Raw genomic sequence first — 13,924 nt, forward strand, 5'->3', positions numbered from 1 at the left:
AATACTTCCTATTTTATAAAACCAGTTTTTTTCATGTATATAGTCAATAATGACACAGCTGCAGGGGTGATTCCAGGAATTCGAGATGCTTCACCAAGAGTGGTAGGCCTTTGTTCTGTTAATTTTTGAAGCACTTCATTAGATAGACCCTTAACTTGTGAATAATTGAAGTTTTCTGGTATCGCTTTTAATTCTAGTGTTGAAATTTTAGCTATATCTTTATTTTGACGCTCTATATAGCCAGAATATTTGGCAGATATTTCTATTTGTTCAATTATATCTTCATTCTCTAGCTTTAAGTTTATATCAGGAATCTGCTGTAATTTTTTATAGTCTAATTCAGGACGTTTTAACAAATCAAAAAGAGTGCTTTCTCGAGTCATTTTTTTATCTAAAAATTTTTCTAAATCACGAGCTTTTTGTGTTTGAGGACCTATCCAAGTATTTTTCATCATAGTTATATTTTCATCTATAGATGTTTTTTTATTGATAAAAAACTCTTGATCTTGCTTGTTTAGCAGCCCTAGTTCACATGCTTTATCTGATAGTCTTAAATCCGCATTATCTTCACGTAAAATTAGTCTATACTCGGCACGAGATGTAAACATACGATAAGGCTCTTTGGTGCCTTTTGTTATCAAATCATCTATTAGAACACCCATGTAGCTATTTGAGCGCGTTGGATACCATGATTTGTCACTATCTATACTAATTGCAGCATTAATTCCAGCTACTAAACCTTGAGCACCTGCCTCCTCGTAGCCTGTAGTGCCATTGATTTGTCCTGCAAAAAATAAGTCTTTGATATGTTTAGTTTCAAGTGTGGGTTTGAGATCTCTAGGATCAAAGAAGTCATATTCGATTGCATAACCAGGTCTCATAATAAAGGCATTTTCGAAGCCTTTAATTGAGCGTATATAGTCACATTGTACTTCAAATGGTAGGCTAGTTGATAAACCATTTGGATATAGTTCAATGCTATTTAACCCTTCAGGTTCGACAAAGATTTGATGTCTGTCTTTCTCTGCAAATCTGACCACTTTATCTTCAATAGATGGACAGTAACGAGGACCTATACCTTCTATTAGTCCACCATACATTGCCGATTTATCGAGATTATTTGTAATAATCTCATGAGTCTTTGAGTTGGTGTAGGTTATATAGCAAGGTATTTGTCTTGGGTGCTCAATCTTTCCTTTTGAAAAAAATGAAAAATATGGTGTTGGAGTATCACCGTGTTGTACATCCATAACGCTAAAATCGACACTTCGGCAGTCTATACGTGGAGGGGTACCTGTTTTAAGTCTATCAACTCTAAATGGCAATGCTCTTAAGCGAGCAGCTAATGCATTTGATGGTTGATCTCCTGCACGACCGCCTTCCTTAGATACTTTGCCGATATGTATTTTACCTCCTAAGAATGTACCTACCGTGAGTACAACCTTTTTTGACTTGAAAGTGATGCCTGTTTTAGTTACGGCTCCACATACTGTATTATTCTCAACGACCAAATCGTCTACGGAGTCTTGGAAAATATCTAAATTCTCTTGATCATTTAGTAGAGAGTTAATAGCTTTTTTATATAGTATTCTATCTGCTTGAGCTCTTGTTGCTCTTACAGCTGGACCTTTACGAGAATTTAAAATTCTAAATTGGATACCTGCCATATCAATAGCTTTTGCCATGATACCACCCATAGCATCAATCTCTTTAACAAGGTGGCCTTTACCAATTCCACCAATAGCAGGGTTGCAAGACATTTGTCCAATTGTGTCAATATTGTGAGTAAGTAATAGGGTTTTTGCGCCTATACGTGCCGAAGCAGCCGCGGCTTCAACGCCCGCATGACCGCCACCAACAACAATAACATCATAAGTGTTGTTATAAATCATAAAGATATAAGTATGTATTTTATTTAAATGCTACTAAATTTTACTACATTTTAAAGCAAAAATAACTACTCTAATGATATTAATTAAGCAACTTTTACAATATAATTCTTACCATATTAGGTATCCTAAAAGTTGATTTATAAGTGCTTAGCATCAGTGAAATATATCATAAATATGTTGACCAAGATCCTATGAAAGTATTTCAAGATGGGGCTATCAAATCTGCAATTATACTTTTTTCATTTTTAGGTATTACAGCATTTTTTGATATCGACAAAAATCTTGTTATTATAATTATCTTATTTATGGCTAATTTGGCTGGAAGTATTCTATTAGGAAGTATACAAGCCAAACGTTTAGCCTTTGCACTATATATGATTATAGCTATAGTCATCGTCAATATATCTCCATATGTCCATCCTCTTTTTGAAACTAACTTTATGCTAATAGTATTTGTTGCTTTTATAGCATTTTGGTTTAGAAGGTTTGGAGAAGCATTTGCTGTATTTCCTATGATGATTGTTGTTATAACTTGTATCTGTTTTGTGCGTTATCCGTTGGAAAAAGATAATCACTTACATTTTACTCTTACAGCTATTGTGATTGGTTTGATTGTTTATCTAGTGATTATCAGAAACTACAAGTTAATGAAAGCTGATGATGTTCGTAAAGTATTTAATGAGTTTTTGAAAAATTTTGTGCGTAACTATATTGATACATTTGAAAAGTCAAAATATAGAAGATTTACTCAATCAAATATCGTTGAAGTAAGTAATTTGAAATATCAAAATATAAATTCATTTAAAAATCATGGTTTGATGTTCTTGCGTAAAAGTCATCAGGAGCAGTGGCGCTATTTAAGTCATAATTTGATAGTTTTTAATCGTTTAACATCAAAATTTCTATTAGTTTATAAAAAACTTACTGTTGATTATGTCCGTTTGGAATTTGAAGAAAATGAGGCAAAAAATCTATCACAAGATTTGGAGAAAATTTATAAAAATACAATGTTTTTGATGTTATATATACAAAAGTCTACTGAGATTTTTGAAAAAAAGTCAGAGGATATATCTCATCTTAAATATAAGTTTGAAATGAACTATATCCATAAATATCAAAATGATAAGCAAAAAAGGAAGCTTTTGTTTAGTAGTTTATTATTTTTAGATGATATGCTGATTAGTTTAGAAAATATTAGAGAGGCATACTATGATCTTATTTAAAGATAGGTATATAGATAAACTCTCTGATACAACATTATTGGCTATAAGAGTTTTTGTGGCATCTATCGTGGGGTTAATAGTTTGTTATTTAATATTTAGTTTAAGTGGCGATGATGGCTTTAGGGATAGAATATACTGGGTAGTTATCGCAGTAGTAAGTGTTGCCGCTAGTACGAGTACTAGTGTGGTTTATACTAGAGCTAAAGCGATTGTTATTTTCTCATTATTAGGTACTTCAATAGGATCTGTAGTATTGTTACTAATCCAAAAAAATATACCATATAACTTTACATTGGTTGCTGGTTTATGCTGCTTTGCTTTAGCATTGTATGTGTACACTATGTTTTTAAATTATGCGACTAGTGTTTTTTTTATACATGTTTATTTAGTAATGTATTTTGGATTATTTATTGGCTGGGATAAAGAATTATTCTTTGTTAGAGTAACTTGTGTAGCTATAGGGACGTTAAGTATAGTTCTGATAACCTTCCTCACTAGAGGACGAAAAAATAAAGTACTTTTTAGTAGAGATATGTATAGAATTTATTCTGAACTTAAAGATCTTGTGAATAAAGTTGATCGTAGTGTTGAAAATAGAAAAATTATTTTTTTAATCGAAAAAAATATTAAACTTAATGAAATGCTAGTGAATGCTAAGTATGAGTTTTCTGATACGAAAAAATATTATGAATATAAGAAAATATTGATACTTATAGATGAATTGCTCATTAACTTGAGAACGTATCGAACTCTATTTATGCAACAAAAAAAGCATGATGATAGTTTATATAAGGAATTTGTGCATTTTACTAAAGAGCAAATTCAAAGTAATTTTAAAAAAATAACTATTAGATATGATAGATTATTAGCTCAAAAATAAGTTTAGTTTCGCTCACTTTTACTAGTGTATTCTTTATTGAAATTAGTTTTGAGATAACTTATCAATGAGCTGATTCTTTTGAGTTGATATTTTACAGGTAGTGAAACAACAGAAAGTTTTGTTTCCTCTCTATATTCAGATAGTATTTCGACTAATTTACCATTTTTGATATCAGCATCTACATAGATATCAACTAACCTTGTGATTCCTAATCCTAAAAGAGTAGCTTGTTTCATAACTCTACCATTAGTTGCATGAAAACCATTATTATGAATATGTAGAGTATATTTATCATTTATAGATTTGAAATTCCATTGCTTGATACTGCCGTAAATTAGAGGCATAGCTTCAAGCTGTCTTGGATCAGATATTTTGGTATATTTCTCAATAAAATCTTTACTAGCTACATATTTAGTAAAAACTGTTCGAAGAGGAGAGACTATTAAATTTGAGTCGGGCAGATTACCCATCCGGATAACTAAGTCATAATCACTATCTATAAGGCTGATTCTGTTGCTAGAAAAATCCAAATGGATACTAACTTTAGGATGTAGTTGCTGGAATTTCAAAACTAAAGGAGCAATAACATCTTCACCAATAATTCCTCCAACACAGTTGATTTTTATATTACCACTTATTTCATTATGTTCTTGGCTAGTTAATTGTGTTGCTATATCAAGGTCTTGGAGAGCCTTCTTACATTTCTTATAATAGTCTTGTCCTATTTCAGTAAGACGAACATGTCTAGTGCTTCTATATAGTAGTTGAACTTTAAGATGGTTTTCTAAGTCTTTAATATTTTGGCTTAGGTTTGATTTAGCCATTCCTAATATATCTGCTGCCTTTGTGAAGCTTTGCTGTTCAGCGACGTGAATGAAACAGTGAATACCTCGCCAATGAATATTGTTCATTATTTAATAACAATGTTTTATGATTGTTGGTATTTATCAGTTTAATAAGTTTATATAGAATTTACAATCATTAAAACGATGTGAAAATTAAAACAAAAATATAGGAGAAATAACATGGCTAAATCATTAGTGGTAATCACAGGAGCAAGTTCTGGAATTGGTGCGGCAATTGCAAAAAGATTTTCTGAAGCAGGTCATTCGCTTTTGCTAATAGGTAGAAGAATAGAAAAGATACAAGAATTAAATTTACCTAACACAATGATTCGTAAAGTAGATGTGACAGATGCTCAAGCTCTAAAAAGTGCTATAAAAGAAGCTGAAGCTGAATACGGTCCAGTTGAGTTATTGGTTAATAATGCAGGTTTAATGTTGCTTGGTCAAATCGATACACAAGACCCTATTGAATGGCAAAAGATGTACGAAGTTAATGTATTGGCATTATTGAATGGTATTCAATCTGTATTAGGTGATATGAAAGCAAGAAAAAGTGGGACAATTATAAATATCAGCTCAATTGCTGGCAAGAAATCGTTCCCTAATCACGCTGCATATGTTGGTACAAAATTTGCAGTATCTTCAATGAGTGAGAATATACGTGAAGAAGTTGCTGATGATAATGTTAGAATAATGACAATTTGTCCAGGTGCTGTAGAAACTGAGCTTTTAAGTCATACAACATCCGATCAAATTAAATCAGATTATGAAAACTGGAAAGAGTCTATGGGTGGGGTTTTAGCAGCAGATGATATTGCTCGTACAGCTATGTTTATGTTTAGCCAACCACAAAATATAAATATACGAGAAGTTGTAATTGCTGCAACTAGACAGCCTGCATAATGTTACTTTGGAAATATAAAAATTATTCTTTAGAGCTTCTATCAAGTTTTTAAATCAAAATTATTTGTAATATTCAAAATTATTAATCATTATAAAGGTATGTTAAAATTCTAAGCCAATAATTTAATTAAATATGAGCTTATTCTTTAATGTTTCAAAATCAAACTTTTTTATTTTATGACTTAGAAACTACTGGTATTAATAATTCTTTTGACCAAGTATTACAATTTGCTGCGATTCGTACAGATTTGGACTTTAATGAAATTGAAAGGTTTAATTTTTTTGTGAAGCTAAACCCTGATACAACTCCATCTCCAATTGCAACGATAACGCATCATATTTCTATTGCTCAAGCAAATACGGGTGTGTCAGAATATCAGGCAATTAGAAAAATTCATAAAATCATAAATACTCCAGGGACTATTAGTATTGGTTATAATACCCTTGGTTTTGATGATGAGTTTTTGAGATTTGCTTTTTATAAGAATATGCTGCCTCCTTATAATCATCAGTTTAAAAATGGCTGTTCTAGGGCTGATTTGTTTCCGATTGTTACTTGCTATTATTTATTTTGTAATGATGTTCTTAAGTGGCCTAAAGTTCTTGATGAAGAAGGACAGCAAAAAATATCTTTGAAGTTAGAAAATTTAAATACTGAAAACAATCTCTATAGTGGTGGTAGAGCTCATGATGCTATTACAGATGTAATTGTTACAGTAGAGTTAGCAAAGAAATTAAGAATAGCTAATCCTAAAATGTGGCAGTTTCTATTAGCAAAGTTTAATAAGCAAAATGATGAAAATACTCTAGCACAATTAGATATTGGTTTAGAAGTCGGTGGTATTGGGTATAGACAAGCAATTGCTGTAAGTGGAGTTTTTGGCTTTAAAAATAATTTTATGTCGGCAATACTTGATATTGGTCAGCATAGACATTATAAAAATCAAGAGATATTTCTTCGCTTAGATAGTTATCTATTTAGTGAATTTATAGAAGAGTTTGGCAGTTTGAAAGCTGAGCATTGGCGTTTGACTGTAAATAAAAAATGGGGTGATATTCCGCTAATATTACCTGCTAAAACTCGTTTTGTGGGGAGATTGCCTAAAGATAGACTAGATTTGATAAAGACAAATAAGGAATTTATAAAAAACAATCCAGAAATATTTGCTAATTTTGTGGATTATATATTGGAATATAAGTATCCAGAGATTGAAAATGTTGATATAGATGCAGCAATTTATCAAAGTGACTTTATGAGTGCTGCTGATGAAAGAGGTTGTGATAAATTTCATACTTCACAAATTTATCAAAAAGCACAAATGCTAAATCAATTACCAAAATCTTATTATAACAGAGCAGTTAGGATAATTGGTAGATTAGACTTTTCAAAACTACCTGATAAAGCACAGATGGAGTTTCAAGATTATCTAAATAAGATTGTTAGCTTAGATAATGATGAGCTTTTGATTGACCATAAAGGTAGAACTCGCAAAACTTTGGAAGATATCTATCAAGAAATGCAAGATTTACGCATGAATCGTGATCTAACAGAAGAACAACAAGCTTTGCTATATGAGTTAGAGGAGTATTTATTTTAGATGAATAAATTCAACCTAGTAACAAAGTATGCTCCAGCTGGAGATCAGCCAAAGGCAATTAAATGCTTAGTTGAAGGTGTTAATAATGGCTTACAGCATCAGGTTTTGCTAGGAGTTACAGGCTCTGGTAAAACATATACTATGGCAAATGTGATTCAACAAACACAAAAACCATGTTTGATTGTTGCACATAACAAAACTTTGGCAGCTCAATTATATTCAGAGTTTAAGCAATATTTCCCAGATAATGCAGTTGAGTATTTTGTGTCATATTACGATTATTATCAGCCAGAGGCTTATGTAGCAGCATCAGATACCTATATAGAAAAAGATTCATCTGTAAATGAGCATATTGAACAAATGCGTTTGTCAGCTACAAAAGCAATACTTGAGCGTAATGATGTAATTATAGTCGCAACGGTATCAGCTATTTATGGTTTAGGCGATCCAGAGCAGTATATGCAGATGCTTTTGCACCTAAAAGTAGGCGAAGAGCTAGGGCTAAAAAAAGCTCAAACTAAGTTAGTAGAAATGCAATATTCGCGTAATGATATGGATTTCAGTCGAGGTAGTTTTCGAGTTAGAGGAGAAGTATTAGATATATTCCCGGCAGACTCTGAAAAAGATGCTATTAGAGTAGAGTTTTTTGATGATGAAATTGAAACAATAAGTGTTATTGACTCATTAACCTCCAAAAAAGTTAAAACATTACATAGAGCAACAATATTCCCAAGTACACATTATGTTGCATCAAAAGAGCGTAAAGATATAGTTATAGAAGAGATCAAAGCAGAACTGAAAGAAAGAGTTAAATATTTTGAAGAAGAAGGTAAATTACTTGAAGCTCAAAGAATAGAGCAACGTACTAAGTATGATATTGAAATGATTCAAGAACTTGGTTACTGTACAGGTATCGAAAATTATTCAAGATTATTATCAGGTAGAGCTCCTGGTGATCCACCACCAACATTGATTGACTACTTACCAGAAAATGCCTTAGTTATAGTTGATGAGTCGCACGTGACCTTACCACAGTTTGGCGGAATGTATAAAGGGGATTTATCTCGTAAATCAAACCTCGTTAACTATGGTTTTAGGTTACCTTCTGCTTTGGATAATAGACCTTTGAAATTTAATGAGTTTGAGAGTTTGTTACCTCAGACAATATATGTATCTGCAACACCTGCTAATTATGAACTTGAAAAGTCTCAAAACACTGTAGAGCAAGTAATCAGACCAACAGGTTTATTAGATCCTGAAGTCTCTGTAAGACCTGTAGCTATACAAGTAGAAGATGCTTTATCAGAGATAAATAAAGCTATAGCCAAAGAAGAAAGAATCTTGATAACAACTTTAACCAAAAAAATGGCAGAGAACTTAACAGAGTATCTATCTGAGCATGGCGTTAATGTCAGATATCTACATTCTGATATTGATACTGTTGAGAGAGTCCAAATTATTCATGATTTGCGTCATGGTGTATTTGATGTGCTTGTAGGTATTAACCTTCTTAGAGAGGGGCTTGATATGCCGGAGGTTGGAGTTTTATTAATTTTTGATGCTGATAAGGAAGGGTTTTTGCGTTCTGAAAAATCTCTTATTCAAACTATTGGACGTGTGGCTAGAAACCAAAATGGTAGAGCTATTTTGTATGCGGATGTTGTTACAAAATCTATGAAAAAGGCTATGGATGAAACTCTACGTCGTCGTCAACTTCAAGATGAACATAATAAGAAAAACAATATTACGCCTAAGACAATCATCAAAAGTATAGATGATATGTTAGATAGTTCTCCAGAGATGCAAAAACGTGCATATAAAAATAATTCGCGCTTAAAGGTTGATGATGTAGATGTTTCGGCTATACTAGGTATGACTGAAGCTTCGAAGGTTATTAAAGCTCTAGAAAAACGAATGAGGGCTTATGCAAAAGAGCTTGAATTCGAGCAGGCAACAGCAATTAGAGATAAGATAACTGAAATAAAGCAGAAGTTTATTAATTTATAATTTTACGATTTTTAAACAAAGTATATTGGTATTATGGCTATTGAAAGTAAATTAAAAAAAGACAGGCTCTTTTTGCGCTTTACATGGGCTAGGTTAAGGAACTACCTAATTAGAGCAAAAAAAAGTCTATATGCATCTATTATTCTATGTGGTTTAATAGTTGGTGTTGATCTATATCTAGGAGATATTGAATTTGTTACTCAATCGTTAGAGGTTGGATTTACTCTAGCATTTATATTATTTGTATTTTTTTTCTTAATAACAAAAGATGATAATCCTGTAGATATAATTATTTCAGGTGCAGAAGGCGAAACTACTGTTTTAGATGAGCTAAAAAAATTAGATAATAATTTTGTATTATTTAATCGAGTGGTTTTACCAGATGAGAAATCTACAGTAGGTAATAGAGAAATTGATTTTATTGCAATATCTCGTAAAAGTATATATATAATCGAAGTTAAGAATAATCGTGGCTATATTGAAGTAGAAAATATGGCTGAACGTTGGAATGTCTCAAAAACTTCTCAAAACAATAAAGTCTATGCAAAAACAATAAAAAATCCGATTAGACAAACATTTGCACAGAAAAAAGTACTGCAAACATATCTTTATAAACAAAAAATATATATAAAAGGTATCCCAGTTGTAACGATAGTTATTTTTGCTAATGATGACGCACAGTTAAGTGAAAATTTTATTGCAGATGATGCAAATCAAGCAGTTTTATCATTAGGAAATCTAATACCTTTTATCAAAGCAAAAGAAGAGTATTTAGAGAAAATACCTACGCGTTCACGTAGAAAGATAATTCGTAAAATAGAGAAAAAATAATGCTCAATAATAGACCTATAGGTGTTTTTGATTCAGGAATTGGTGGTTTAACTGTCGTCAAGAACTTGATGAATATATTACCAAATGAGGATATTATATATTTTGGTGATATTGCTAGAATACCTTATGGAACTAAATCACGAGCGACTATTCAAAAGTTTGCAGCCCAAACAGCTAAATTTCTAATTGATCAAGAAGTCAAAGCAATAATTATTGCTTGTAATACAATATCAGCTATTGCAAAAGATATCGTTCAAGAGATTGCAAAAACAGTTCCTGTTATTGATGTGATAAGCGCTGGAGTTAGCTTAGTCGATAGACTTAAAACCGTTGGTGTCATCGCAACTCCAGCTACTATTAATAGTAATGCATATGCACTACAAATACACAAAAATAATCCTGATACAGAAGTTTATAGTAGTTCATGTGGCCTTTTTGTATCCATGATTGAAGAAGGATTTATAGAAGGAGAAGTTGTTGAGTTAGTAGCTAGACAATATCTTGAGTATTTTAATGATAAAAACATTCAAGCTCTGATTTTGGGTTGTACACATTATCCTATCATTAAAGATAGTATAGCTAAGATTCTTAATGTAGAGCTTATAGACCCTTCATTACAAGCTAGTAAGATGTTAGAGCAATTACTAATTGAAAATAATCTTTTGAATAAAAACAATTCTAATCCAGAGTATAAGTTTTATGTTACAGATATCCCTTTGAAGTTTCGATCTGTTGGAGAGATGTTTTTACAGACTCAGATGCAACATCTTGAAATAGTTAGTTTAGACAATTACTAAAAAGTCTATTGTATGGCTTAAATATTCTTCTAAATAAAGCTAAAAAAATGTATGATTTGCTAAATTGAATTTTTAAAGTAAGTATTATAAATGTACGATAAAGATAGTAGAAATGTTATTTTATTAGCCGGAATTGGTGCAATTCTTGAGTTTTATGATTTTGTTCTATATATGATTTTTTCTAAAGAAATCTCAGCAACTTTTTTTGCTCAAATTACAAATCCAACAATTAAAACTTTTTTAACAGTTTTAATATTTTCAATAGCTTACCTTGTCAGACCATTCGCCGGAACTATCTTGGGGATTGTTGGTGATTTAATAGGACGAAGACGTCTACTATTATTTACAATACTGCTAATGGGAAGCTGTTCATTGTGTATGGGGTTGATGCCTGGATATGCGCAATGGGGATTATATGCAAGCTTTGTGTTTGTGTTATTACGTATTATGCAAGGTATTGCTTTGGGTGGGGAGTTGCCTGGGGCTTATGTTATTGTATATGAATCAGTTAAGGGTAAAATCGGTTTTGCTACTGCTATATTATTCACATTTGTAACGGGTGGATTTTTATTTTCTGATTTTGTAGGTTTTGCTCTTGAGTATGTGTTTGGTGATTTTGCTTGGAGAGCAGGATTCATTATTGGTGGATTGTTAGGATTTGTTGGTTATTATGTGCGTCGTAATCTTCATGAAACTCCAGAGTTTGAAAGTATTGATAAACAGAAAAGACATTCTTTTGGTTCTTTAGTCTCTATTTATGGTCCAAATTTGTTCGCTGGGATATGTATAGTTATTATAGTAGCCTTTGGTGGTGTAATGTTGACTCTTTATATACATAAATTTGTTGAAGATATTTTAACTGGATATAATTCTGGTCAGATTTCTTTGATTCTAATTCCAAGTGTTTTAACACTTACTTGTTTTACATTTATCTTTGGCTTTCTATCTGATAAAGTTGGTATTGCAAAAATGTTTATAGCAGGTGCTGGGCTCGTTGTAGTTTGTGCATTGCCTGTATTCTATTTGATGAGTTATATAGGTAGTGTATCTGCAATTGTTTTTGCATCTATAGCTATCATGCTCTGTTATTCATTAGTTGCGGCTACCTTTATATTCTTGCTTTGTGATTTGTTTCCTACAGATGTTAGATTATCAGGCGTAGGTCTCAGTTATAATCTTGCTTTTGCTATAGTTGGAGGAATTGCTCCTTTAGTGAGTACAACGATAATTACAATGACAGCATATAATTTTTTAGGTCCATCTATTGTTGGTATTGTTTGCGGTGTGATTGGGCTACTAGGTGTTTATGTTTATTCTAAAAGAGGTGGATATCATAAGAATAACAAAGACATGATAGTGAAACTATAACTGATTTTAGTGATGAAAGAAGATTTTAAAGTAGTATCAATTGCAGGCATAGGCGCAGTTTTAGAAGTTTATGACTTTTTATTATATGTGTTATTCTCGGTACAAATTATAAATACATTTTTTGTAGGAATTGATGATTCAGTAATCAAAAGTTTCATTGCTATAGCTATATTTTCTTTAACATATATTGTTAGACCTTTAGGCGCTATTACCTTAGGAATATTGGGTGATCGATATGGTAGGAAGAAAATATTTACATTTACAATAATTCTTATGGGAATATCCTCATTACTAATGGGAATTATGCCTTCTTATGCTACTTTTGGGGTGTTTGCAAGTATAGCTTTTGTGATATTTAGGATATTACAGGGATTTGCTCTAAGCGGAGAGTTGCCTGCAGCGTATGTGATTGTTTATGAAACAAGTACAAAGAATATAGGATTTAAACTAAGTATTTTGTTTGCATTTGTCTTATCAGGGTTTTTATTTGCAACAACAGTATGTCTGATTCTTGAATATTTATTTGATGATTATGCTTGGAGAATTGGTTTTGTATTAGGTGGTTTTTTAGCAGTATTTGGCTACTACTCTAGACTAAAATTAACGGAAACGCCATTGTTTAAAAAAATTGTGAGTAGAAACAAAAAAAGTGTTATTGCTCTTTTCAAACAAAACTACATAAATATATTTATTGGTTTTTGTTTTGCGATGCTATTTGCTCTTGGCGCAATAATTTTGCTTCAGTATTCTAATTTTTATATTGCAAAACTGCTAAATACTAGCAATACGAGTTTGATAATGATTCCAGTGCAGATAATAGTTTTAATATCTGTAATAACATTCGGATATATGTCAGACAAAGTCGGACTTAGTAAAATGTATATTTTGGGTTGTTTTGTTTTATTGATAGCTATTCCTATAACATTCTACTTGATGTCAGATACTTATAGTGTTTTTATGGGAATGATTTTTTTAATTATTTGTTATTCAATAGGAGCATCCACAACATTATTTTTCTTGTGTGATATTTTTCCAACAGAGTTTAGGTTGTCAGGAGTTGCTTTGAGTTATAGTTTAAATTCAGCTTTTGTAGGAGGTATTTGTCCAATAATTAGTTCAACAGTTATCTCTAAAACTGGGGTTATTTGGCTAGGCCCTGTTACTATTAGTTTAATTTGCTTAGTATTAGCGTTATTTGCAATCTTCTTATATAAAAAACTAAGGTTAGGTTTTTATAAACAAAATATTACATAACTAAGGTATTTAATTTTTGATATTAGTTGTCAAAAATTGACAAAAGAAATATTGGCTCGTTATTTTAGTATAAATATTTAAAGACGACATATTTCGATAGTTTGTTATGAAAAATATAATTTTTACTTTTCTAAGTTTGTTTTTTTACAAAGCTTATAAAGCATAATTGTAAGGTTATCATCTATAATAAATAAAGCAGATTCTTTCACTAGCTGTTTTGATAATCAATATACAGTAGGGAATAAAGTCAAAAAAATAATTCTGACTGATAAAGGAAAAACTTTTTATACTTTATCTGATAATAAAATTCTCGGATATAACATTTC

Annotated in this window: 11 protein-coding genes; 9 read left to right on the forward strand and 2 right to left on the reverse strand. The window is 31.3% G+C overall.

Annotated features, from left to right (window positions below; translation table 11 throughout):
• Positions 1 to 8: 8 nt before the first annotated feature.
• Positions 9 to 1,892: a tRNA uridine-5-carboxymethylaminomethyl(34) synthesis enzyme MnmG gene (mnmG, locus tag ACKTR7_RS09010; protein WP_407877982.1), complete on the reverse strand. Its 1,884-nt coding sequence runs from the start codon at positions 1,890 to 1,892 to the stop codon at positions 9 to 11.
• Between the two features lie 143 nt (positions 1,893 to 2,035).
• Here mnmG and ACKTR7_RS09015 point away from each other — a divergent pair, with 143 nt between their 5' ends.
• Together ACKTR7_RS09015 and ACKTR7_RS09020 are read left to right on the forward strand one after the other, a co-directional pair.
• The gene (locus ACKTR7_RS09015; protein ID WP_407877983.1) at positions 2,036 to 3,115 is read left to right on the forward strand and encodes a hypothetical protein; all 1,080 of its coding nucleotides are present in this window, start codon (positions 2,036 to 2,038) and stop codon (positions 3,113 to 3,115) included.
• Positions 3,102 to 3,995: an FUSC family protein gene (locus tag ACKTR7_RS09020; protein ID WP_407877984.1), complete on the forward strand. Its 894-nt coding sequence runs from the start codon at positions 3,102 to 3,104 to the stop codon at positions 3,993 to 3,995. Before ACKTR7_RS09015 ends, ACKTR7_RS09020 begins: the two co-directional genes overlap by 14 nt.
• 2 nt (positions 3,996 to 3,997) lie before the next feature.
• Here ACKTR7_RS09020 and ACKTR7_RS09025 read toward each other — a convergent pair whose 3' ends face one another.
• Positions 3,998 to 4,906 (reverse strand): LysR family transcriptional regulator, encoded by a 909-nt coding sequence (locus ACKTR7_RS09025; protein WP_407877985.1) that lies wholly within the window; start codon positions 4,904 to 4,906, stop codon positions 3,998 to 4,000.
• Positions 4,907 to 5,020: 114 nt separating this feature from the next.
• Here ACKTR7_RS09025 and ACKTR7_RS09030 point away from each other — a divergent pair, with 114 nt between their 5' ends.
• The 7 genes from ACKTR7_RS09030 to ACKTR7_RS09060 all read left to right on the forward strand — a co-directional run bounded on the left by ACKTR7_RS09030 (position 5,021) and on the right by ACKTR7_RS09060 (position 13,598).
• The gene (locus ACKTR7_RS09030) at positions 5,021 to 5,743 is read left to right on the forward strand and encodes an SDR family oxidoreductase (protein ID WP_407877986.1); all 723 of its coding nucleotides are present in this window, start codon (positions 5,021 to 5,023) and stop codon (positions 5,741 to 5,743) included.
• 149 nt (positions 5,744 to 5,892) lie between these two features.
• Positions 5,893 to 7,341, forward strand: a complete 1,449-nt coding sequence (locus ACKTR7_RS09035) for an exonuclease domain-containing protein (protein ID WP_407877987.1) — start codon at positions 5,893 to 5,895, stop codon at positions 7,339 to 7,341.
• Positions 7,342 to 9,348: an excinuclease ABC subunit UvrB gene (gene uvrB / locus ACKTR7_RS09040; RefSeq protein WP_407877988.1), complete on the forward strand. Its 2,007-nt coding sequence runs from the start codon at positions 7,342 to 7,344 to the stop codon at positions 9,346 to 9,348.
• Positions 9,349 to 9,381: 33 nt separating this feature from the next.
• Positions 9,382 to 10,179, forward strand: a complete 798-nt coding sequence (locus ACKTR7_RS09045; protein WP_407877989.1) for a nuclease-related domain-containing protein — start codon at positions 9,382 to 9,384, stop codon at positions 10,177 to 10,179.
• A complete protein-coding gene (gene murI, locus ACKTR7_RS09050) occupies positions 10,179 to 10,976 on the forward strand; it encodes a glutamate racemase (protein WP_407877990.1) in 798 nt (265 codons plus the stop codon). The genes ACKTR7_RS09045 and murI overlap by 1 nt, the downstream gene beginning before the upstream one ends.
• Before the next feature lie 90 nt (positions 10,977 to 11,066).
• Entirely contained in the window at positions 11,067 to 12,344 is a 1,278-nt protein-coding gene (locus tag ACKTR7_RS09055; protein ID WP_407877991.1) for an MFS transporter, read from the forward strand.
• A 12-nt stretch (positions 12,345 to 12,356) separates the two neighbouring features.
• A complete protein-coding gene (locus ACKTR7_RS09060; RefSeq protein WP_407877992.1) occupies positions 12,357 to 13,598 on the forward strand; it encodes an MFS transporter in 1,242 nt (413 codons plus the stop codon).
• Positions 13,599 to 13,924: the final 326 nt, after the last annotated feature.

Origin of the sequence: Francisella sciaenopsi, assembly GCF_045862875.1 — a bacterium.
Lineage (GTDB): Bacteria > Pseudomonadota > Gammaproteobacteria > Francisellales > Francisellaceae > Francisella > Francisella sciaenopsi.

Bases quoted from the DNA above. Each gene is read 5' to 3' on its own strand.
- ACKTR7_RS09045 (WP_407877989.1), top strand. From the start codon at position 9,382: ATGGCTATTGAAAGTAAATTAAAAAAAGACAGGCTCTTTTTGCGCTTT.
- ACKTR7_RS09060 (WP_407877992.1), top strand. From the start codon at position 12,357: ATGAAAGAAGATTTTAAAGTAGTATCAATTGCAGGCATAGGCGCAGTT.
- ACKTR7_RS09025 (WP_407877985.1), bottom strand. From the start codon at position 4,906: ATGAACAATATTCATTGGCGAGGTATTCACTGTTTCATTCACGTCGCT.
- murI (WP_407877990.1), top strand. From the start codon at position 10,179: ATGCTCAATAATAGACCTATAGGTGTTTTTGATTCAGGAATTGGTGGT.
- ACKTR7_RS09030 (WP_407877986.1), top strand. From the start codon at position 5,021: ATGGCTAAATCATTAGTGGTAATCACAGGAGCAAGTTCTGGAATTGGT.
- ACKTR7_RS09055 (WP_407877991.1), top strand. From the start codon at position 11,067: ATGTACGATAAAGATAGTAGAAATGTTATTTTATTAGCCGGAATTGGT.
- uvrB (WP_407877988.1), top strand. From the start codon at position 7,342: ATGAATAAATTCAACCTAGTAACAAAGTATGCTCCAGCTGGAGATCAG.
- ACKTR7_RS09020 (WP_407877984.1), top strand. From the start codon at position 3,102: ATGATCTTATTTAAAGATAGGTATATAGATAAACTCTCTGATACAACA.
- ACKTR7_RS09035 (WP_407877987.1), top strand. From the start codon at position 5,893: ATGTTTCAAAATCAAACTTTTTTATTTTATGACTTAGAAACTACTGGT.
- mnmG (WP_407877982.1), bottom strand. From the start codon at position 1,892: ATGATTTATAACAACACTTATGATGTTATTGTTGTTGGTGGCGGTCAT.